Source organism: Pararhizobium sp. LjRoot255, from assembly GCF_964252905.1.
Classification (GTDB): domain Bacteria; phylum Pseudomonadota; class Alphaproteobacteria; order Rhizobiales; family Rhizobiaceae; genus Pararhizobium.
Window position 1 is genome coordinate 198,931 of sequence record NZ_CAXUPQ020000002.1, and the last position, 19,251, is coordinate 218,181.

General features: G+C 59.3%; 21 protein-coding genes and 2 pseudogenes. 13 read left to right on the plus strand and 10 right to left on the minus strand.

Annotated features, from left to right (window positions below):
• Window positions 1-79 precede the first annotated feature (79 nt).
• Window positions 80-160: pseudogene (locus ACSQ2W_RS19920) on the minus strand (DUF1127 domain-containing protein); the annotation flags it as partial.
• Between the two features lie 176 nt (window positions 161-336).
• Between ACSQ2W_RS19920 and minC the strand changes: the two are divergent.
• The 3 genes from minC to minE are packed head-to-tail and all read left to right on the plus strand — an operon-like array spanning window position 337 to window position 2,182.
• A complete protein-coding gene (gene minC, locus ACSQ2W_RS19925) occupies window positions 337-1,071 on the plus strand; it encodes a septum site-determining protein MinC (RefSeq protein ID WP_436088935.1) in 735 nt (244 codons plus the stop codon).
• A 35-nt stretch (window positions 1,072-1,106) separates the two neighbouring features.
• On the plus strand, window positions 1,107-1,922 hold the full coding sequence (gene minD / locus ACSQ2W_RS19930) for a septum site-determining protein MinD (protein WP_436087985.1): 816 nt from the start codon (window positions 1,107-1,109) through the stop codon (window positions 1,920-1,922).
• Window positions 1,919-2,182, plus strand: a complete 264-nt coding sequence (minE, locus tag ACSQ2W_RS19935; protein WP_436087986.1) for a cell division topological specificity factor MinE — start codon at window positions 1,919-1,921, stop codon at window positions 2,180-2,182. The genes minD and minE overlap by 4 nt, the downstream gene beginning before the upstream one ends.
• A 314-nt stretch (window positions 2,183-2,496) precedes the next feature.
• On the opposite strand, the gene xth is transcribed toward minE, so the two are convergent.
• From xth to ACSQ2W_RS19970, 7 genes are all read right to left on the minus strand, one after another.
• Window positions 2,497-3,267 carry an exodeoxyribonuclease III gene (gene xth, locus ACSQ2W_RS19940; RefSeq protein WP_436087987.1) on the minus strand — a complete coding sequence of 257 codons (771 nt, stop codon included), beginning with the start codon at window positions 3,265-3,267 and terminating at the stop codon, window positions 2,497-2,499.
• A 13-nt stretch (window positions 3,268-3,280) separates the two neighbouring features.
• Entirely contained in the window at window positions 3,281-3,922 is a 642-nt protein-coding gene (locus ACSQ2W_RS19945; RefSeq protein WP_436087988.1) for an alpha/beta hydrolase family protein, read from the minus strand.
• Window position 3,923: 1 nt separating this feature from the next.
• Window positions 3,924-5,009, minus strand: coding sequence for a tetratricopeptide repeat protein (locus ACSQ2W_RS19950; protein WP_436087989.1), 1,086 nt, complete (start codon window positions 5,007-5,009; stop codon window positions 3,924-3,926).
• Complete coding sequence (locus ACSQ2W_RS19955) at window positions 5,009-5,884, minus strand: Ku protein (protein ID WP_436087990.1); 876 nt, start codon at window positions 5,882-5,884, stop codon at window positions 5,009-5,011. Before ACSQ2W_RS19955 ends, ACSQ2W_RS19950 begins: the two co-directional genes overlap by 1 nt.
• Window positions 5,885-5,922: 38 nt before the next feature.
• On the minus strand, window positions 5,923-8,373 hold the full coding sequence (gene ligD, locus ACSQ2W_RS19960; protein WP_436087991.1) for a DNA ligase D: 2,451 nt from the start codon (window positions 8,371-8,373) through the stop codon (window positions 5,923-5,925).
• A gap of 154 nt (window positions 8,374-8,527) precedes the next feature.
• Entirely contained in the window at window positions 8,528-8,737 is a 210-nt protein-coding gene (locus ACSQ2W_RS19965; protein WP_436083548.1) for a dodecin, read from the minus strand.
• 47 nt (window positions 8,738-8,784) lie between these two features.
• On the minus strand, window positions 8,785-9,069 hold the full coding sequence (locus tag ACSQ2W_RS19970) for a hypothetical protein (RefSeq protein ID WP_436087992.1): 285 nt from the start codon (window positions 9,067-9,069) through the stop codon (window positions 8,785-8,787).
• A gap of 164 nt (window positions 9,070-9,233) precedes the next feature.
• Here ACSQ2W_RS19970 and ACSQ2W_RS19975 point away from each other — a divergent pair, with 164 nt between their 5' ends.
• The 6 genes from ACSQ2W_RS19975 to ACSQ2W_RS20000 all read left to right on the plus strand — a co-directional run bounded on the left by ACSQ2W_RS19975 (window position 9,234) and on the right by ACSQ2W_RS20000 (window position 15,255).
• Window positions 9,234-9,665: a hypothetical protein gene (locus tag ACSQ2W_RS19975; protein WP_436087993.1), complete on the plus strand. Its 432-nt coding sequence runs from the start codon at window positions 9,234-9,236 to the stop codon at window positions 9,663-9,665.
• 277 nt (window positions 9,666-9,942) lie between these two features.
• The gene (locus ACSQ2W_RS19980) at window positions 9,943-11,286 is read left to right on the plus strand and encodes an extracellular solute-binding protein (protein ID WP_436087994.1); all 1,344 of its coding nucleotides are present in this window, start codon (window positions 9,943-9,945) and stop codon (window positions 11,284-11,286) included.
• Window positions 11,287-11,367: 81 nt separating this feature from the next.
• Window positions 11,368-12,258 carry a carbohydrate ABC transporter permease gene (locus tag ACSQ2W_RS19985; protein ID WP_436087995.1) on the plus strand — a complete coding sequence of 297 codons (891 nt, stop codon included), beginning with the start codon at window positions 11,368-11,370 and terminating at the stop codon, window positions 12,256-12,258.
• 7 nt (window positions 12,259-12,265) lie between these two features.
• Entirely contained in the window at window positions 12,266-13,153 is an 888-nt protein-coding gene (locus ACSQ2W_RS19990; RefSeq protein WP_436087996.1) for an ABC transporter permease subunit, read from the plus strand.
• A gap of 30 nt (window positions 13,154-13,183) precedes the next feature.
• On the plus strand, window positions 13,184-14,344 hold the full coding sequence (gene ugpC / locus ACSQ2W_RS19995; RefSeq protein WP_436087997.1) for a sn-glycerol-3-phosphate ABC transporter ATP-binding protein UgpC: 1,161 nt from the start codon (window positions 13,184-13,186) through the stop codon (window positions 14,342-14,344).
• Window positions 14,341-15,255 (plus strand): sugar phosphate isomerase/epimerase family protein, encoded by a 915-nt coding sequence (locus tag ACSQ2W_RS20000; RefSeq protein WP_436087998.1) that lies wholly within the window; start codon window positions 14,341-14,343, stop codon window positions 15,253-15,255. Before ugpC ends, ACSQ2W_RS20000 begins: the two co-directional genes overlap by 4 nt.
• A 116-nt stretch (window positions 15,256-15,371) precedes the next feature.
• Here ACSQ2W_RS20000 and ACSQ2W_RS20005 read toward each other — a convergent pair.
• Both ACSQ2W_RS20005 and ACSQ2W_RS20010 read right to left on the minus strand, forming a co-directional pair.
• Window positions 15,372-15,567, minus strand: a pseudogene (locus ACSQ2W_RS20005) (SMC-Scp complex subunit ScpB); the annotation flags it as partial.
• 365 nt (window positions 15,568-15,932) lie between these two features.
• Window positions 15,933-16,688, minus strand: a complete 756-nt coding sequence (locus ACSQ2W_RS20010) for an SDR family NAD(P)-dependent oxidoreductase (RefSeq protein ID WP_436087999.1) — start codon at window positions 16,686-16,688, stop codon at window positions 15,933-15,935.
• A gap of 277 nt (window positions 16,689-16,965) precedes the next feature.
• On the opposite strand from ACSQ2W_RS20010, the gene ACSQ2W_RS20015 reads away from it, so the two are divergent.
• From ACSQ2W_RS20015 to ACSQ2W_RS20030, 4 genes are all read left to right on the plus strand, one after another.
• Complete coding sequence (locus tag ACSQ2W_RS20015; protein WP_436088000.1) at window positions 16,966-17,550, plus strand: L,D-transpeptidase; 585 nt, start codon at window positions 16,966-16,968, stop codon at window positions 17,548-17,550.
• Window positions 17,551-17,734: 184 nt separating this feature from the next.
• On the plus strand, window positions 17,735-17,869 hold the full coding sequence (locus tag ACSQ2W_RS20020; protein ID WP_436088001.1) for an ABC transporter: 135 nt from the start codon (window positions 17,735-17,737) through the stop codon (window positions 17,867-17,869).
• 186 nt (window positions 17,870-18,055) lie between these two features.
• On the plus strand, window positions 18,056-18,586 hold the full coding sequence (locus tag ACSQ2W_RS20025) for a hypothetical protein (protein WP_436088936.1): 531 nt from the start codon (window positions 18,056-18,058) through the stop codon (window positions 18,584-18,586).
• A 64-nt stretch (window positions 18,587-18,650) separates the two neighbouring features.
• Window positions 18,651-19,244 carry a protein-S-isoprenylcysteine O-methyltransferase gene (locus tag ACSQ2W_RS20030; RefSeq protein WP_436088937.1) on the plus strand — a complete coding sequence of 198 codons (594 nt, stop codon included), beginning with the start codon at window positions 18,651-18,653 and terminating at the stop codon, window positions 19,242-19,244.
• The last annotated feature ends 7 nt before the right edge of the window (window positions 19,245-19,251 follow it).

The following is a 19,251-nucleotide window of genomic DNA, read 5'->3' on the forward strand; positions in this document are numbered from 1 at the left end:
CCTTGGACAGGGAGTTCGACGCAAAACGCCCGCGTCATGAGCGGGCGTCGAGCAGTCTCAAAGACCAAATGCTGTACGGTTAGCGCGCCATCGATGCGCGGGCGACGCTGCGGATGTCGGCGCGGTCGATACCGAGGTCCTGCAGTTCACGGCTGGACAGGCATTCCCAAATGACGGTTGCCGCCTCGTCGCGACGACCCGCCGCATAAAGAGCCTGGTCATAAACATAAGGCCATGGGGTTCAGACGACGCGCGCGCTCCGCTGACACGCAGTTCCCTGTTAACCTTCCATTAACCATTTTCTCGCTACACCGAGGCAACGGAAAATTTACCAAGTTGAATGATGTGTTAACCCAATCTAGGCCAATTCGTCTTAAGGGACGATCCTTCCTTGCGCTCGCGTTGACTCCCGAACTGCCGTTCGAAGACTGGCTTGTCCAGCTCGACGAGCTTGCAGCCCGTTCCGCCGGGTTTTTCCTTCGGCGGCCAATTGTGCTCGACGTTCAAGAGCTCGAGATCGATCGTGCGCAGCTGCGCGATCTCGTCAGTCAGCTGGGCATGCGGAACGTCAGAATTATGGGGATCGAAGGTGCTCGCTCTTCATTGCTTGGCCCGGACCTGCCACCCGCGATGAGCGACGGTCGTGCTGCTTCAGACGTTGAATTGCCGACCAATGAGGAAGCGGAAAAAGCAGTTCCTGCTGAGAGCATTGTTGCCTCTAGTCCGCCAACGTCAAAGGCAATGCCGTCGGTCGTCGTGAGCCAACCTGTTCGTTCAGGGCAATCGTTCTTTCACCCCGAGGGCGACGTAACCATCGTCGGCTCGGTCGCATCCGGTGCGGAAGTGGTCGCCGGTGGATCGATTCATGTCTATGGCGCGCTCAGAGGGCGAGCGATGGCTGGTACGATGGGCAACTCCTCAGCACGCATATTCTGCCGCAAGCTCGAGGCAGAGCTGATAGCGATCGACGGGTTCTATCAGACCGCCGAGGACATGGAGCCGGGTCTCCGTGGAAAAGCGGTGCAGATTTGGCTCGAAGGCGAAACGATCAAAGCAGAAGCGCTCAGCTAAACCGAAGGCGTAATCCTATTTAACTGGAGAGGTACATGGGCAAAGTAATCGTGGTCACGTCTGGCAAGGGCGGCGTCGGCAAGACGACGTCGACCGCAGCATTGGGCGCCGCCCTTGCACAAAATGGCGAGAAAGTCGTGGTCGTGGACTTTGACGTCGGCCTGCGCAATCTCGACCTCGTGATGGGTGCGGAAAGGCGCGTGGTCTATGATCTGGTCAATGTCATTCAGGGCGAAGCCAAGCTGACGCAAGCACTGATCCGCGACAAGCGCGTGGAAACACTCTACCTGCTGCCAGCTTCGCAAACACGCGACAAGGACAATCTCACACCGGAAGGCGTGGAGAAGGTTATTACCGCGCTCAGGAATGCTTTTGATTGGGTTATTTGTGACAGTCCTGCGGGCATCGAGCGCGGAGCGACGCTCGCCATGCGTCATGCCGACGTAGCCATCGTCGTGACCAATCCGGAGGTCTCCTCGGTGCGCGATTCCGACCGCATCATTGGCATGCTCGATTCCAAGACGCTTAAAGCCGAGAATGGCGAACAGATGGAGAAGCACCTCCTTCTCACTCGTTACGACCCGGCTCGCGCAGAACGAGGCGACATGCTCAAGGTCGACGACGTTCTTGAGATTCTGTCGATCCCGCTTCTCGGCATCATCCCGGAAAGTATGGATGTCTTGCGTGCGTCCAACGTCGGTGCTCCCGTTACCCTAGCGGATGGTCGCAGCGCTCCGGCAATGGCTTACTTCGACGCTGCACGCCGGCTCAAAGGCGAAATCCTGCCCGTCGCCATTCCAGGTGAAAAGCGGGGTTTCTTCGGTAAAATCTTCGGAAGGAAAGCGGCATGAATCTCTTCCGTTTGTTTTCCCGATCGCAGTCCGCACCAACTGCTCGCGAGCGGCTGCAGGTACTGCTGGCCCACGAGCGGGCCTCGGCCGGCGATTCGGACCTTGTCACCAAGTTGCGCGACGAGATCCTTCGCGCTATCTCCAAGCACATGCAAATCGACAGTGAGAAGGTCAGCGTAAAGTTGGAGCGCGGCCTCCAAGTCTCAACACTAGTCGTCGATGTCGAAATTCCCTTCGATGCAGCGAGAAAGGCGGCCTAAGGGCCGCCACGTTCGTCAAAAGAGGAATAGCCGACCCACCTGACCTGCCATCGATACCGATGGCGTCATCTCATCGAGAATTTCTTCTGCGATCTCAAACAGTTCAGAGGGGGCCCGTATCGTCATCCATACTGTCTCGATAAGCCTTATATTAAGACGCCGCAGTCCGATGCAAGCTCATGACTTCATGTTCCAAATGTGGTTGGAGCAACCGTAAACCCTGGAGCAATTGGCGGTGGCCATTCCATCCCTCCCTTGCAGGATTGCCCAGTTTGCCGACCTGGCCGATCGGCCATCTGAGACCTGACCCGCGCTTACCGTAAAATGATCCACGCTGGTGCGTGGTCGCTTGCTCCATCCAGACCCCGGATATCCCTGTCGACGCCCGCGTTGCCGAGCCGGCGCGTCAGTTTCGGGCTCAAAAGGATGTGGTCGAGGCGCAGTCCGGCGTCGCGCTGCCACCGGTTCCGGCGATAGTCCCAGAACGTATAAATTGCTCCGTCGGGATGAACTTTGCGAAGTGCGTCGAGCCAGCCTTGATCAAGAAGGCGCCGGAACGCAGCGCGGCTCTCGGGCTGGATGAGGGCGTTGTCGTCGTAGGAACGGGTGGGATAGATGTCCCGCGGTTCCGGAACCACGTTGTAGTCGCCGGCAAGCACGACTGGCACGCCGGTCGCAAACAACGTTGCGGCATGCAGCGCAAGGCGGTCGTGCCAGGCAAGTTTGTAATCGAATTTCGGGCCGGGCTGCGGATTTCCGTTGGGTGCATAGAGCGATGCGATCAGAATGCCGTTTACCGCCGCCTCGACGTAGCGGCTCTGCGTATCGGACGGAGCACCGGGCAGCTCGGTCCGGGTCACGACCGGCTCACAGTCACGCGCCAAGATCGCAACTCCATTCCAACCCGGTTGTCCACGCCAGACCGCGCTATAGCCCGCGGCCTCGATCGCCGCCTTGGGGAACTGTCTGTCTGTTGCCTTAAGTTCTTGAAGGCAGACAACATCGGGCCTGGCCACGGTCAACCAAGCAAGCAGGTTTTCGAGCCGCCGGTTGACGCCATTGATGTTGAAGGTTGCGATCTTCATGCGGGCAGCATGGTCAGCGCGCCAGCTTCTCGGCCCACGTCACGACCGCCTTGGCCATGGTCGCAAGGTGATCGGCGGCCGAGAAACCGCAGATGCTCTTGCGAGGTTTGAGGTCATGGTCGCCATCGTCAAGCCAGAGAATTTCGATTCTGTCTGAGAGTGCATAGCCGGGAACTTCCTCCCGGGTACCGAACTCGTCACGCGTCCCCTGGCAGATCAATGTCGGCGTCATCAGCCCGGCGAGATGTTTGGTGCGCAGTTGTTCCGGCTTGCCGGGCGGGTGAAAAGGATAACCGAGGCAAAGAAGCCCGGCGATTTTTCCCGCAGAATAAAGATCGTCAGCAATCATGCTGGCAACCCGCCCGCCCATCGACTTGCCACCGATAATGAGGGGGCCGTCTGCGGCAAGTTCAGCGACGGCCGCCCTATACTCCGGATTAAGCGTTTCCGCGCGGGGCGGTGGCTTGCGGCCCTCCGATGAGCGGCGGGCCGCCATGTAACCGAACTCGAAACGGGCGATGCGAAAGCCCGCCTCGGCGAGAGCCTTGGCAGTCGCGGTCATCGACGCGGAATCCATCGGCGCGCCGGCACCATGTGCAAGTAGGATGGTGACGGTGGCATCGTCCGGTCCGTCGAACAGAAATCGCTCGCCCATCTCAGCCCGCCGTTTTTGCGATGAACTGGAGGTCGACGAACTGCACGCCACGGGCGGCGGCTCGTGCCCATTCGGAATCGCTGTCGAGTTCGAGATAGCGCGCCCACCGGCGTCGCGCCTCGCTGAGATTGCCGGCATCGAATTCAAGTTTCCCCAGATTGAAGATGGCATCCGCGTAGTCGCCGTCGAGTTCGATCGCTTTTTGCAGGTGCCGGCGCGCGGCATCGACCCGCCCACGATCGCCCATAAGCCCGGCGAGGTTGAACCATGCCTCGACGAAGCTCGGGTCGTGCTTGAGGGCGCGCGCATAGTCATGCGCAGCCTCCAGCTGCCGGCCACTGGCCTTGAGGCTATTGGCGCGGTTGAACGCGGCAACGGAGTCCGTCGGATCGATGGCGAGGCAACGTTGATAGAAGGCGGCAGCCTCATCATATTGACCATCAACTTCGGCACCTTCGGCCCGAGAAAAAAGGTCCTCAAGCTCGGCGTCGTCAGGCGTCCCCAGATCGAACAGCAACTGGCCGTCGAGTTCGCTCAAACCTTCGGCATCGCGCACGTAGATCGTGTCCGAGCCCTCGTGATGGAGCGACAGCGCCGTAAGCGAAGCCACCGAACGGGAGCGGTAGACCGACCTTGCGATCGCGCTCCAGGGCGCGCCACTGGCGATCAGGCCGGCATACTTCCTTGCGAGGATCAGGTCGCGGAAGGAGTAGGGTTCCGCGTCGTGCTCGAAGGCATCAAACAGGGAAAGAAAATCAAAACTCCGTGGAGAAAGCCGGGATTGGTCGATCAGCGCCTGCCGTGTCAGGGCAAATGTTTCCGGCGATGTCATCAAACCCAGCAACCGAAGAAATCCGTTCTCGCTGAGGAAACACCTGCCGTGGCTGATTTCCGTGTCGAACCGCGCTTCGATCTCGGCTTCGTTTGCCTTTGCAAGCAAACCTCTGCCGAAGACCAGATGCGAGGTCCGGCGCGTCACACCGCGCCTCAGATGCCCACCCTGCCGCTCGACTTCCCGCGCCGCCAACCGGCGCGGGAATGCGGCCAGTGCGCCGACAATGCCGAATGTCTGACCAGCAACCGCCATCAGATTTTCTTCTTGGCAGCCGGCTTTGCCGCTGCCGAAGCGGCGGTCTTCGCGGCCGGCTTTGCCAGCGGCTCCGACTTGGTCTTGCTCTTGGCGGGGGGCTTCGATTGTGAAAGGCTCGCCTTCAACGCGTCCATGAGATTGATGACATTGCCACGTTCCGGAGCGGCTGCGATGATCGGCTTGTGACCCTTGAGCTTCTCGCGGATCATCTGCATCAGCGCGATTTCGTAGCGATCCTCGTAATTCTTTGGATCGAAGGTCGTCAGCTTCTGCTGGATGAGCGCTTCGGCAAGCTGCAGCATCTCAGGATCGGGGTTTCCGACCGGGATATTGCCGAAATATTCGGCCGTGCCGCGCACCTCGCTGGGATTTCTGAGCGTGCACACGAACATACCGGTCTCGCGCGCGCCAATGGTGACCACCCGCTCGCGACTGGACAAAACCAGACGCGCGATCGCCAGCTTGCCGGATTTTCGCATCGCTTCCCGCAGCACGACGAAGGTCTCCTCGGCCATCGCCCCGTCCGGCGCCAGATAATAGGGAGCATCCTGATAGATGATGTCGACCGACCTTTCGTCGACGAAAGCCTCGATGTTCATGGTGTGGTTGGATTCGATCCGGACGCTCTCAAGATCAGCGTCCTCGATGATGATGTACTTCTTGTCCTCGTACTCGTAACCCTTCACCAGGTCCGACCGTTCGATCAGGCCGAGTTCCGGGTCGACCGGCTTCATGTTGATCCGGTTATGGGTATCCTTGTGAAGCTGATTGAAGCTGATGCGCTCGCTCGAACTGGTTGCGGGATAGAGCCGCACCGGACAGCTCACGAGACTGAGTTTGAGGTAACCTTTCCAACTTGCCCTGGGCGCCATGATCATCTCCTGCGCGGCAATGCGATTATTTTCCGGCCTTAAGGCAACATCGGCAAATCCCTCGAGAATTCGTCAATGTCGTCCCAGGGATCGCCGGACGTGGCCAGAAGGCCCGGCAATGAAGAATAGTTCAAATCCTCCGGAGCGTCGATAGTTTCAAGATCGGTCCAGCTCAAGGGGGTCGACGCAGGCAGATTGGTGCGGGCGCGAAGCGAATAGGGAGCAGCCGACGTGTGCCCGCGGGCATTGCGGTGAAAGTCGATGAAAATGCGCCGTATGCGATTGTCCTTGCCCATTGTCGTGGTGAACATTTGCGGCGCAGTCGCTGCCAGGCGGACGGCAATGTCGCTGGTCGCCCGGTGCACCTTCTTCCAGGTGTGCTCTGGCCTGATCGGCACGACCACGTGGATCCCCTTGCCGCCCGATGTCTTGACGAACGGAACAAGGTCAAGCGCCTCGAGTTGACCGCGGATGTGGACGGCCGCCTCGACCACCTCGCGCCAGGCGATGCCCTCGCCGGGATCGAGGTCGAAGACGATGCGGTCCGGCTTTTCCAGCCGCTTTCGCGTTGTTCCCCAGCTATGGAATTCGACCACGCCGAATTGGGCCAGGGCGAGAAACCCTCTTGCGTCTTCCACCGAGAGGTAGGATTTCGTTTCGCCTTCGGAATTGGTGGTTTCGAATGTCGTCATCGTCGATGGCATGCCGGTGAAGGGATGGCGCTGGAAGAAGCAGTCTTGAGGTTTTCCCGTCGGGCAGCGGACGAGCGAGACCGGGCGGCCGAGAATATGCGGCAGCATGAAATCGCCGACCAAGGCGTAGTAGACCGCAATGTCGAGCTTGGTGGGACCCGATTTACCGAACAGCCGGCGCGTCGGATTGGTGACGGAGATGCTTGCGAGATCGGCGTCCGAGATCAACCGTTCCCGCCGGGCGGAGACCGGCGTGGAGAGCTCGACATCGCGAAGCCCCCTGAAGACGGCGTGGCGAAGCACATTGTCGGCAGTGCGGTTTGCATAATGAATATGCGCCGAGAGCATCGGCCGGACCCAGATGACGTCCCTTGGCGCGCCGTCGAGTTTGGTTGCGCCGGCGCGCAGCGGGTCCAGCCGCGCAAGCAATTGCTTGAGCATGTCCGCGTTGAAGCCCGTGCCGACCTTGCCGCGATATTCCAGTTCGCCATCCACCCATTCGCCGAGTGCGAGCGCGGCAAGGCCCCCGGCAGCCTCGGAGGTCGTGTATCCGGTGATTACGAAATCACCGGCTTTCAACGCCTTGGTCTTGGTCCAGGTTTTCGATCGGCCGCTCTGATAGGGGGCCGAGGCACGCTTCGAGACGATGCCTTCGAGTTCCATTTCCGAGGCCTGCTCGTAAAGCGCACGCCCATCGCCGACGACATGGTCGCTGAGCTGAATGGCGGAGTGACTGGATATGTGCCCCTCGAGCAACTGCGCCAGCAGCGCCTTGCGCTTTTCGAGCGGGACATTGGTCAGGTTCCAGCCGTCGAGATGCAGGAGATCGAAGGCATAGAACACAAGCCTGTTGCCTGCACCCTTGGCGAGCGCGTCCTGCAGCAGCGCGAACCGGCTGATCCCCTTGTCGTCCAGCACCACGATTTCGCCGTCGATGACGGCGTCGCGGCTCGGAAGCCGCCGAAAAGCCTCCGGCAGGTCGCCGTAGCGCTTCGTCCAATCCAGTCCGCCGCGGGTGATCAGATGTGCCGCACCGGCGGCGACGTGCGCCATTGTCCGGTAGCCGTCGAACTTGATCTCGTGCAGCCAGATCTCGCGTTGGTCGGCGCGGCCGGGCGGAATAGCCGTCGGTGTCGCAAGTTGCGGCTCGATGCGCGCTGGCGCAATGCCTTTCACCGCACCGGGAAGCGCGCCGGGGTTGGGTTTTACCGGTCTGGTCGCGGGCTTTGGCCTCTCCACCAGTTCCTCGATCCGGCGGCCGGACTTGACGCTTTCGGGGCGCGCGGCGAGGATGTCGATGGTGTCGTTTGAAGCGAGATCATGCTCCTTGAACAGGAGCCAGTTGCGCTGGTCTTCGTCCCCCGGCTTGGGCTTCAGCCGCGCCAGCATCCAGCCGCCATTGAGCTTTTCGCCGGCAAGCCGGAACTTGAAGGCGCCTGTCCGCAAGCTTTTCTCGACATCGTCCATCGGCGCCCAGACGCCGGTATCCCAGACAATCATTGGACCGGCGCCGTATTCACCTTCGGGAATTACGCCCTCGAAGTCGATATACTCCAGCGGATGATCCTCGGTCTCGACCGCCAGCCGTTTGTCCGCCGGATTGAGCGAGGGTCCCTTCGGGACAGCCCAACTCTTCAGCACGCCGCCGATCTGCAGCCTCAAATCGTAGTGATCTGCGGTGGCATGATGCTTGTGCACGACAAAGCGGTTGCCGCCGCCGGCAAGACTTCCAACCGGCTCCTGCGTTTTCGAAAAGTCCCGCTTCTTGCGATAGGCCGTCAGTTTCGATGTCGCCATTTCTCCATGCCATGGCTTGCCCGGAAAACCTGCAATATCGAGTGGAAGCAACGTTTTTCGCTATGGCCACGCGAAGCGGTTTGTCCTCGCCTGTCGAAAAACGATCGACAGGCGAGCAGCTCTCGGGCTGTAACAGACAACCGGCTCAGCCGCGTCAATCGTCGATCCGAAATCCAACCTTCATGACGACCTGATAGTGCGCCACAACGCCATCCTTGATATGTCCCCGGATCTGATCCACTTCGAACCACTCGAGGTTTCTCATGGTTTTCGAGGCTCTTGAAATCGCTGTCTCGATCGCCTCGGTCAGCGAGACCTTCGAACTACCGATAAGTTCCACCTTCTTATAGACATGGTCGCTCACGTTATCCTCCCGGTTTGCTTCAGGCTGTGTTCGGCTTCTGAGGCGCTCTACTGGACTGCCCAGTCGAGCTGCATCATCACGCCGTCAGCCAAAAGGCTGCCGGCGTGCAACCAACGATCCGGCAATAGTCTGTCGTTGTCAAACGGCCTCGCCAAGCAAGTCTCGTGAAGTTCGCCAAGGCTCACCTCGAACCATTCCTCGAGCTCGGCAGTGACGGCGAGTAGAGGATCGGGCCTCTGCCGATCTCGCTTGGTCGCTGACTTGGCGCGGGCGCTTGGTTTCACTTCACCACCACGCCAAGCAATCCGAAAGCCGACGCGATATTGCTGCATTGAACTCGGCTTGTTCCGGACGGATGAACGGCTCCCTCGTGAACTAGGACCAAAGTCGCGACGCAGTTAGGACCAAAGGCTGACGCGGGCGGATTGAATTCAGGCCAGTATACACCCGATACGCAGCTCGACTCGGACGAGCGCAACGCGGTCGGGGGCACGCCATGAAGATAAAGACCGATCCGATCTGGTATTCCTTGCTGGAGCGCATTCATCCACCCTCACTCGATCGCGAATTTGCCTCGATCGAGTTCGAACTGGCTTTTGCCGTCAATATTCGGACGGCCTTGGCGCTTGTTGAAGCAACGCCTGCTTGTCGCCGGTTTGCCGACATCGCCATAAGCAATGCGGTCAACTACAGTTGTTTACGCCACGGCGGACAAAAGGGCCGGATTCTCGCCGATGCCCTGCGCGCCGTTGACGAGGCATTGTGGCGACTAATAACGGAGTTGCGCAATTGTGAAATGAAGCTCGACGCCTTCGTTGATCGGACCGCGCTTTTTTCGACCGAGATGATCGATCGCAGAGACAGTCGTTTTGACGGGCATGTAGTGGGCCACCAGATATTGAAAGATGATTTGTCTCCCGCCTGGTAAAAGGGGAAAGTTTGTCCTTCATCGAGTGTGATCCGTGCACCGGAACAATCTGGTATTTTCGATGTTGCACATATGCCGCTCCCTGTCACGCAAGCGGCATTTTCAGAACGTAAACCTTGGTTTGCCCGAACAGCGCGCCGGGAATGCCATGGGTTTCATCATTTCATCACAGAAACTAGGACGGAGTGTCACATTCGGCTGCTAGCACGAGGACGAACTGAGCCGAAGAGCCAAGGCGACGGCTGGTCGATCGTCAAACTTCCAAGGAGCACCAGTGATGAAACTCACCGTCATTCAATCTTTCCTGGCCGGCCTTCTGGCCGCGACCGCACTCGGTGCTTCTCCGGCATTTGCCGAGAAAACCAAGTTCGAATTCTGGTATGGCCTCTCCGGCGATCTGGGCGAGCGTGTGCAGGATGCCTGCAAGAAGTTCAATGATTCGCAGGCTGATTTCGAGATCGTCTGCACTTCGCAGAACGGCTACGACACGACACTGCAGAATACCATTGCCGCCTATCGCGCCAAAAAGCATCCGGCGATCACCCAGATCTATGATGCCGGCACGCTCGACCTGATGCTGTCCGGCGCCTTCGTGCCCGCCAAGAAGCTGATGGCCGACAATGGCTACACAATCGACTGGAATAACTATTTCGGCGGCATCGCCAACTATTATGCAACGGTAGCCGGCGAATTGAACTCCTTCCCGTTCAATTCCTCCACCGCCATGTTTTACTACAATGCTGACGCCTTTCACAAAGCCGGCATCGACTTCAAGCCGGACACCTGGGAACAGGTCGAGGAAGCAGCCCGCAAGCTGAAGACCGCTGGCTTTGAATGCCCGCTCGGCTTCAACTTCGACACATGGCAGATGATGGAGCAGTTCTCCGCCATCCACAACCAACCGATCGCCACCAGGGCAAATGGCTATGACGGCCTCGACGCCGAACTCGTCATCAACAAAACCAAGTTCGTCGACCAGGTAAAGTTCTTCAAGAAAATGGCCGACGAGAAGCTGTTCGTCGTCAAGACCAAGCAGCTCGGCATGGATATCGTACCCTCCTTCACCTCACAGACCTGCCAGATGATCCAGACTTCGATTGCCGACCACGGCACGATCGGCAAGACGCTGCCTGAAGGCGTAAAGTGGGAAGTTGCGATGCTTCCGGTCTGGAAGGGCACCGAGCGCCAGAACTCGCTCGTCGGCGGCGCATCGCTATGGGTCATGGCCGGTCGTCCGGAAGTGGAATACAAGGGCGCCGCTGCATTCCTGAACTACATCGCCACCCCGGAAATGGCTGAATGGTGGTCGACGGTCACCGGCTACATCCCGGTTACCAAGACCGGCTTTGAGGCCATGAAGGCCAACGGCTTCTATGACACGGCTCCCTACAAGGGCCGCGAAATCGCGATCCAGAGCCTGACATACACACCGACGTCGCAGAACACCCGCGGCATCCGGCTTGGCGGCTTCACGCAAATCCGCAAGGAGGTAGCGACGTCGCTCGAAGCCATCTTCATGCAGAACGCCGACGTTCAGGCGGAACTCGATCAGGCCGTGGAACGCAGCAACGCCGTTCTGCGCCGCTTCGAAAAGACCTATGCGGGACAGAAGCTGAACTAAGCCTCCGCCCCATACCATGAGAGCCTGCCGGTTTGGCGCGGCGGGCTCTTTTCTCTTTCCTGTTTCGGTTTCAAGTCATCCATGGACAAGCGCTCCGTTTTCAAAAGCTGGTGGTTGCCGATCCTTTTCGCCCTGCCGCAGATTGCTTTGATCCTCCTCTTCTTCTACTGGCCGGCAGTGGCGGTGATGCGGTGGGCTTTCACGCTCGAGCCGCCTTTCGGCGGTGCGGCAGAATTCGTCGGATGGGCGAATTTCCAGGACGTGTTCGCCGATCCCTTCTATTGGAACTCGGTTGTTGTCAGCCTGATCTTTGCCCTGTGCGGAACGCTGTTCACAATCGTCGTCGGCCTCGTCCTGGCGCTCGCGGTCGATCGGCAGTTGCCCGGATCCGGTCTGTTCCGCTTCCTCTATATCCTGCCCTATGCCATCGCCGGACCTGCCGCCGGCATGGCCTTCCGCTTCATTCTCTCGCCTGAGCGCGGTTTGATGGCCTCGGTCAATGCCGCCTTTCCCGATTTCTGGAACCCGGCGAAATATGGCAGCCATGCCCTCGTCCTTGTGATCATCATCTTTGCCTGGAAATGGGCAGGGTATACTTTCATCTTCCTTTTGGCGGGGCTGCAATCGGTCCCGCGTGCGCTGACGGAAGCGGCCGCCATGGATGGAGCCGGTCCGATCCGGCGCGCCGTTGATATCCAGATTCCGATGCTCGCTCCGACGTTGTTCTTCCTGCTCGTCATCATGATGACGGAAGGCTTCGTGGGGGCCGACACCTTCGGTATCGTGCACAACACCACCGGCGGTGGGCCTAATCATGGCACCGAAGTGATGGTCTACCGCATCGTCGACGAGGCCTTTAAAGGCTTGAACTATTCCGGCGCCTCGGCCCAGAGCATCGTCCTGATCGGCCTGATCATGGTCTTCACCTTTATCCAGTTCCGCTTCATCGAGAAGCGGGTGCACTACAAGTGAGCCGATCATGATCCAGCGGACCCCCTTTGCCGATGCGTTCACTTATATCCTGATGATCCTCGGCTTCCTGCTTTTGATCGGCCCTTTCATGGTCATCCTGGCCGGTGCCAGCCAGACTTTGCAGCAGGTCAACAGCGTGCCCTTCCAGTTCGTGCCGCAGGACCGTCTGCTGGAGAACGCCACTGCTGCCTGGTCACGCGCCAGCCTCGGCACCGCGATGACGAACAGCCTGATCATGGCGAGCCTCGTTACCTTCGGCAAAGTGGCGTTGTCGGCCTGCACGGCCTTTGCCATCGTCTTCTTTCGCACGCCCCTCAAGCATTTCTTCTTCTGGATGGTGTTCATCACGCTGATGTTGCCGCTCGAAGTCCGCGTGGTGCCGACCTACGCCGTTGCCGCCGATCTCTTCCAGCCGTTCCGCCTCCTGATTGCCGCTCTCACGGGCATTGAAGTCTCGGTCGAATGGAACCTGCTCAATTCCTATGCCGGCCTGACCTTGCCGCTGATCGCGACGGCGACCGGTACGTTTCTCTACCGCCAGTTCTTCATGACGCTGCCGGATGAACTCGCCGAAGCCGCGCGCATGGACGGATCAGGGCCAATGCGCTTCTTCTTCGACATGCTATTGCCGCTGTCGCGCACCAACATGCTGGCACTCACCACCATCATGTTCGTCTATGGCTGGAACCAGTATCTGTGGCCGCTCCTGATGATCACTGACCCGTCCTACAAGACGATGATGATGTCGCTGGTCGCGCTCCTGCCCTCGGAAAACGGAACGCCGGACTGGAACGTCACACTCGCCGGCTCTCTCATCATCATGGCGCCGCCGCTGATCGTCGTCGCTGTGCTTCAACGCTGGTTCATACGTGGCCTGGTTGCCACCGAAAAATGATCCGCGCTTTAGAAAACAAGGTTCAAGACTATGGCTGACATCGATATCCGCGCCGTCTACAAGTCCTATGGCAAAACAAAGACGCTGCATGGCGTCGATCTTTCCTTTGCGTCCGGCGAATTCGTGGTTATCCTCGGCCCTTCCGGCTGCGGCAAGTCAACACTCCTCAGGATGATTGCAGGGCTCGAGGAAATCACCGCCGGCGAGATCGCGATCAACAGTCGCGTCGTCAACAAGCTGGAGCCGCGCGAACGCGGCTGCGCCATGGTGTTCCAGAACTATGCGCTCTATCCCCACATGACCGTTGCCGGAAACATCGGCTATGCGTTGAAGGTTGCCGGCGTACCCAGGGCCGAGCGCGAAAAGCGCATCGAAGAGACGGCGAAGATCGTCGGCCTGTCCGACCACCTTATGCGCAAACCTGCAGCTCTTTCCGGCGGCCAGCGCCAGCGTGTCGCCATGGCGCGCGCCATTATCCGCGAGCCGAAGGTCTTTTTGTTCGACGAGCCCCTGTCGAACCTCGACGCCAAGCTGCGTGTCACCATGCGCGCCGAGATCCGCAAACTACATCAGCGCCTGTCGGCGACTTCCATCTTCGTCACGCATGATCAGGTCGAAGCGATGACGCTCGCCGACAAGCTGGTGGTGATGAACAAGGGCCATGTCGAACAGGTCGGCCAGCCTCTCGACATTTATCACCGGCCGGCAAGCGTCTTCGTCGCGTCCTTCATCGGTTCGCCGGCTATGAACCTTTTCGAAACCCGCGTCGAAACCGAGACCGCCACGGTTCGGTTCGGGGGCGCCCAAGTGCCGATCGACGGCGCCCTCGCCACGCAATTGCGTGGGAAGGACGTCACCGTCGGCATCCGCCCCGAGCAATGCGTGGTCGTGCAGGCCGGTACCGGCGTATCGGCGAAGGTGGATTTCATCGAAGAGCTCGGTTCCGGCCGTGTCGTTCATGCCGAGATTGATGGGCAGCCCTTTTCCGCCGTCATCGGCGAGCAGACGAACGTGCGGCCCGGGGAGCGGATCAGCCTGGAACTGTCTCTGCCGCAACTGCATGTTTTCGACCGCGACAGCGGGCGACGGATAGAGGTCGACCCCCAGTCACGCGCCACGGAAAATCCGGCGGGTGCTCCGGGACGACTGGCAACCGCTCTGCTTCAATTTTCAAAGGAGAAATTGTCATGAACGACATCATAACCGCCATCGGCTTCTGCAACCGGACCGGCAAAGGTGATCTGAGCGTGCTGGATGCGTCATTGCGGGAAATCGCTGATACCGGCGCCGATGCATGCGAGATCGGTATCTATGGCGAAGAAATCATCAGCGGCGGCCGGATCATCGAGGACCGGACGCAGCGCGTCGCCGAGATCGTCCGGCAATACGACTTCAGGAAACTGTCACTGCACGGCCAGATCGTTTCCAACTTCATGGACCGCGAGCATCTGCACCTGCAGAAGAAGGTTGTGCGAGCCATGCTGGAGCTGTGCAATCGCCTCGGTGCCGGCATTCTCGTGCATCATTCTGGCGCTGCACAGGTTGCAGATGGCGAGAATGGCGCTGATCTCGACCATATGGAACGTGAGGCGCTCGCCGAGATGGCCGAAGTCGCCAGGGGTTACGGTGTCCGCATTGCCCTTGAAAATATCTTCACCACGGAAAGCGGCCAGTATCGCCAGACGCCGAGCCAAGTGGCCGCGACCGTTCGCGCCATCGGTTCCGACAATATCGTGGCACTGATCGATTTCTCGCATGCCTATATCGAATCGACCTTTCGCAATCTCGACTTCCGTGAACAGTTGCGCAACATGGCGCCGGTAACCGGCCATCTGCATGTGCATGACAGCTTCGGTCTACCCTGTTCGATGAAGCGCTTCTATCATCCCGCCGAGGCAAGCGCGCTCGGCATCGGCGACCTGCATCTGCCGATCGGCTGGGGCGACATCCCGTGGGAAGACATCTTCTCCGAGCTGACATTCCTGCCGGATACGACGCTGATCATGGAAATCGGCGCGGAGCGATTTGCAGACCAGCAGCCAGCCTGCGTCGAAACGGCAAGGCATCTTGCGGCATTGCTCACGCGGCAAAAGGCAGCCTGACAAACGCGTAAGTCAAGGCGGCTTTTCGGGCCGCCTCTGACTATGAGCGGCGATAATCTGGTGTGCCTGTGGCACCGTTGCGAGTCTTGTCCTCGTCGTCGCGAACTGCCTTCGCTCTATTCTGCCGCAGCGTCCATTTCCGAAACGACGTCCTCAGACGTAACGCCCAGCTGCGCTCGACGGCTAAGCAGGCCCGCATCTTCGCGCATCTCGGTATCCGGCAGATCACGCAGCGTGTCCAAAGGCGGAGAGGAAATGCCTGGTCGTCACATAGGCGCCGGGCGTCGGGCTGCGCGGTCCGGAGGAGACTAACCCGGAAGCAGGTTGGGATCGAACCAGATTACCGAGCAAACTTAAGGGCGCGCCGGCCATGAAGCGGCATCCGCCTCGCTTGTCGCGGATCCGTGTGAAAGCGCCCAACCCGGCACGAGGGGAAGCTGAATGCTTATCGTCGACACCGCCGTGTAGCCTTGTAGCGCGACAGCGCGAGAACTGGATAGGGCGGCCGCAGGGAGAGCAGGACGACGACCACGATTGTTCTCTCCACGTTCCTACCAGAACTCGCGCGTCCAGTTTGGCAAGGTCCGTCTCAGTTTAGTCGGGATATGACCAAAGCTTCTCAGCCATCATCTATCGCTGCTCGGCAGTTATCAATTCCAGATGAATCTCAACAGCCCCTAGTGCGCAGTATAGGCTCCATCAACAAGGTGGTAGCTTCCAGAAATGAAACTGGCCTGTTCGGACAACAGGAAGCACACAAGAGCCGCGACTTCTTCTGGCGTCCCGCGCCTTGCCATCGGCTGAAGTGCCAGCATCCGACGGGTGCTCGCTATCTCCAAATGCTCCGACAAAAGGGGCGTTTCGATCCAACCAGGGCCTACAGCATTGATGCGAACACCCATTCTGGCGTACTCTAAGGCGGCAACCTTCGTCAGTCCGACAACACCATGCTTGGCGGCGGTGTACGCCGATGCTGTCGGTAATCCAACAGAACCGAGGATGGAAGACATGTTGACTATAGCGCCTCCGCCGGTTTCCACCATGGCGGCGATCTCATACTTCATGCAGTAGAAAACGCCGTTGAGATTGACGTTCAGCAACCTGTGCCAGTCGTCAAGCGGATAATCTGCCGTCGCTTTTCGGACGCCATCGGTGCCGGCATTGTTGACTGCCAAATGCAGCCCGCCGCAGGTCTCGACAACAGACTTCACGAGGCCTTCGACAGCGCCGGCGTCGGCGACGTCGGCGACATGGTGCCGGGCCCGGCCGCCCTGCGAGCGGATCTCGGCGGCAACTGTCTGCGCAGCATCCGCGTCGATATCGGCGACGACCACTTCAGCGCCCTCTTCTGCGAGTTGTCTCGAAACAGCCGCGCCTATGCCGGAGCCTGCGCCGGTCACAAGTGCCACTTTCCCGTCGAAGCCAAGTTTCATTATTTCCACCCTTTTTGCTTATTTTGATCCAGTCGAGCAGACACAGCTGATCGCTGCAAGAAGTTTCGTGAGTAGGCGAGCGGGCTTTCCCACCTTTTGGAAAAACCTCGGCAGCCCACGGACCGGTAGCCGCGTGCCATGCACACGTGGCCATAGACGTTTGAAGCGTGTGCCCTCAAGGCTACCAACGCAAGCGTCCAACGAAGCGAAAGACTTGGTTCATCGGCGCTGTAATGTTAAAGACGATCGCACTGACCGATTTCTAATGCAGGTGGAAATGGACAATGAACACATTGCCCGCCGGGGGCTTGTTCTCGGCAGTCTCGCCTTGATGGCATCCGGATGTACTCCAACGATACGGCGAATCGGGGCGCCCTTTTCGACCGCCTTCGCGGTGGGGCCGCAGCTCCGCCGCAGGCATGTGCCCTATCATGGATACGAACCTCCCGGCACGATCGTCGTCAATACGTCGGAACGCTATCTCTACGCCGTTGAACCGGGCGGCTGGGCCACGCGCTACGCCATCGCCGTCGGAGAGGACGGGCGTACGCTAAAAGGCCCGGCAACCATCGGGCGCAAGGCCGAGTGGCCGTCATGGACACCCACCGCCGATATGATTCGCCGCAAGCCGCAATTGCAGAAATATGCGGCCGGTGTCAGCGGCGGCCCGCACAATCCGCTTGGGGCGTCCGCGCTCTACCTCTACCGCGGCGGCGAGGATACGCTGTTCCGGCTGCACGGAACGAACGAGCCCTGGACCATAGGCCAGGCCGTGTCGAGCGGATGCATTCGCCTGACAAATGAAGACATTGTTGACCTCTACCGGCGCACTCCCGTGGGAACGACGGTGTTGGTGATCTGATAATGCTTGCTGTTTGAGTATTGACGGTTAACCAAGGTGTCCTATTTGTCATAAAACAGGTGCATGAGGGGGGCGACCGGCGCCGACTGTGTTATTTTTGCACTAGGCGACCGTGTAGTTCGTCCGTATTACTATGTATGTTGCCTTCGATGACCTATTTTCACACCGAGGAGAGGAGTACTTGATGAGCAGACTTCTAGTTATCATGATTACCGTGATTTCGGTTGCCAGCTTGAGTGCCTGCGGGACAATTGGCAAAGGCAAAGGGAAGGCCCCACCGCCGGTCGATACGGCAGAACCGGCGCCAGTCTATAAGTGACTTTTGCCTCTGAATTTGGGGGGAGGGTCAAGCGGCCCTTCCCCCTTCTTGCAATTGGGGCTGGGCCGGCACTACCGCTTGCGGCAACTCATGATCGGCGGAAGCTAGCCGCGTCGACGCTCATCAGAGATCGGGAGATAGAGCGTGGCAGTAGCGCTCACGATACTACGGCTGGCGGCTGTCGTCATGCTGTGCTTGACAGCGGTAGGCTGTCAGTCGGAAGACAAGGCGGCGCAGCCGCGTTACGTTTCGGATGCCCGTCCCCTTGAAACGCGGGAAAGCCGATATTTCATCGAATTCCGTTCTCGTTACGCCCTCAGCTATGGCCATGCCTATGTGATCTTTGGACGCCTGGGCCAGGGTGGAGAGATGATCGATCCCGAGGTCGCGGGTCTTGCCCCAGCGACGGCTAGTACGGCACCCTATGTCCTGGGCCATTTCTTGCCGGTGCCGGCCGAAACTGGAGCAAGCGACGGTGACTTGGAAGAGGCGTACCGATCGGCAAGCTGGCGAGTTATGTTGACCGAAGCTCAATACGGGAAAACCGTTGCCTACATACGCCAGCTAAAGGCCAAATCCAAATTCTGGCAGGCGTCGATCTACAACTGCAACGCTTTTGTCGCGGATATCGCACGTTATATGGGGTATAAGGCGCCCGGTATCTGGCTCAGGCCGCAACAATTCATTACAAGGCTTCGAGAGATGAATGCGAGATGACTGCGGCCGGCTGACCGATCCGTCTGTCGAGCTGGTGTAGACACAGAGAGGCCTGGTGACCAATTTGAGCGTATCGGTAGCTGCGGCTGGCAAAATCGTGTGGCTGATCGGGATCGTCACCTGGTATGTGGTCCGGTACCCCTTCGAGCGCCGCGCCAAGCGTGCCCGGATCGTCAGCCATCGCCGTTCCAATCTCGACAGGTTCGCTCTTGTGTCGGGTCTGCTCGGTCTCGCAATCGTGCCCGGGTTTTACCTGCTCACCGGTTTCCCGAAAGCGGCCGACTATCCGACCCGCGGTTGGGCCATCGTTCTCGGCGCATTGATCTTCGCGATTGCCGTCTGGTTTTTTCGCCGCACCCACAAGCGCCTTGGCCGGAACTGGTCGGTGACATTGGAGATTCGCGAGCGGCACGAACTGATTTCCGACGGACCATACGCCCTCATCCGCCACCCCATGTACACGTCATTCCTGCTCATGGGACTTGGTCAGGCATTTCTGCTTTCGAACTGGATAGCCGGACCGGCAGGCATAGTCGGCTTCGCAGTGCTTTTTTTTGCGCGGGTGGACAAGGAGGAGCGTATGATGCTGGAAATTTTCGGCGCACAGTATCGGGACTACATGGGCAGGACCAAGCGAATTATCCCCTATTTGTACTAGAGGTGGC

What these genes read in the sequence shown, in the direction of transcription:
- minD (WP_436087985.1), top strand. Translation starts at nt 1,107, where the DNA reads ATGGGCAAAGTAATCGTGGTCACGTCTGGCAAGGGCGGCGTCGGCAAG.
- minE (WP_436087986.1), top strand. Translation starts at nt 1,919, where the DNA reads ATGAATCTCTTCCGTTTGTTTTCCCGATCGCAGTCCGCACCAACTGCT.
- ugpC (WP_436087997.1), top strand. Translation starts at nt 13,184, where the DNA reads ATGGCTGACATCGATATCCGCGCCGTCTACAAGTCCTATGGCAAAACA.
- xth (WP_436087987.1), bottom strand. Translation starts at nt 3,267, where the DNA reads ATGAAGATCGCAACCTTCAACATCAATGGCGTCAACCGGCGGCTCGAA.
- ACSQ2W_RS20000 (WP_436087998.1), top strand. Translation starts at nt 14,341, where the DNA reads ATGAACGACATCATAACCGCCATCGGCTTCTGCAACCGGACCGGCAAA.
- ACSQ2W_RS20020 (WP_436088001.1), top strand. Translation starts at nt 17,735, where the DNA reads ATGAGCAGACTTCTAGTTATCATGATTACCGTGATTTCGGTTGCCAGC.
- ACSQ2W_RS19945 (WP_436087988.1), bottom strand. Translation starts at nt 3,922, where the DNA reads ATGGGCGAGCGATTTCTGTTCGACGGACCGGACGATGCCACCGTCACC.
- ACSQ2W_RS20025 (WP_436088936.1), top strand. Translation starts at nt 18,056, where the DNA reads ATGCTGTGCTTGACAGCGGTAGGCTGTCAGTCGGAAGACAAGGCGGCG.
- ACSQ2W_RS19980 (WP_436087994.1), top strand. Translation starts at nt 9,943, where the DNA reads ATGAAACTCACCGTCATTCAATCTTTCCTGGCCGGCCTTCTGGCCGCG.
- ACSQ2W_RS20015 (WP_436088000.1), top strand. Translation starts at nt 16,966, where the DNA reads ATGGACAATGAACACATTGCCCGCCGGGGGCTTGTTCTCGGCAGTCTC.
- ACSQ2W_RS19955 (WP_436087990.1), bottom strand. Translation starts at nt 5,884, where the DNA reads ATGGCGCCCAGGGCAAGTTGGAAAGGTTACCTCAAACTCAGTCTCGTG.
- ACSQ2W_RS19985 (WP_436087995.1), top strand. Translation starts at nt 11,368, where the DNA reads ATGGACAAGCGCTCCGTTTTCAAAAGCTGGTGGTTGCCGATCCTTTTC.
- ACSQ2W_RS20010 (WP_436087999.1), bottom strand. Translation starts at nt 16,688, where the DNA reads ATGAAACTTGGCTTCGACGGGAAAGTGGCACTTGTGACCGGCGCAGGC.
- ACSQ2W_RS19990 (WP_436087996.1), top strand. Translation starts at nt 12,266, where the DNA reads ATGATCCAGCGGACCCCCTTTGCCGATGCGTTCACTTATATCCTGATG.
- ligD (WP_436087991.1), bottom strand. Translation starts at nt 8,373, where the DNA reads ATGGCGACATCGAAACTGACGGCCTATCGCAAGAAGCGGGACTTTTCG.
- ACSQ2W_RS19970 (WP_436087992.1), bottom strand. Translation starts at nt 9,069, where the DNA reads ATGCAGCAATATCGCGTCGGCTTTCGGATTGCTTGGCGTGGTGGTGAA.
- ACSQ2W_RS19975 (WP_436087993.1), top strand. Translation starts at nt 9,234, where the DNA reads ATGAAGATAAAGACCGATCCGATCTGGTATTCCTTGCTGGAGCGCATT.
- ACSQ2W_RS19950 (WP_436087989.1), bottom strand. Translation starts at nt 5,009, where the DNA reads ATGGCGGTTGCTGGTCAGACATTCGGCATTGTCGGCGCACTGGCCGCA.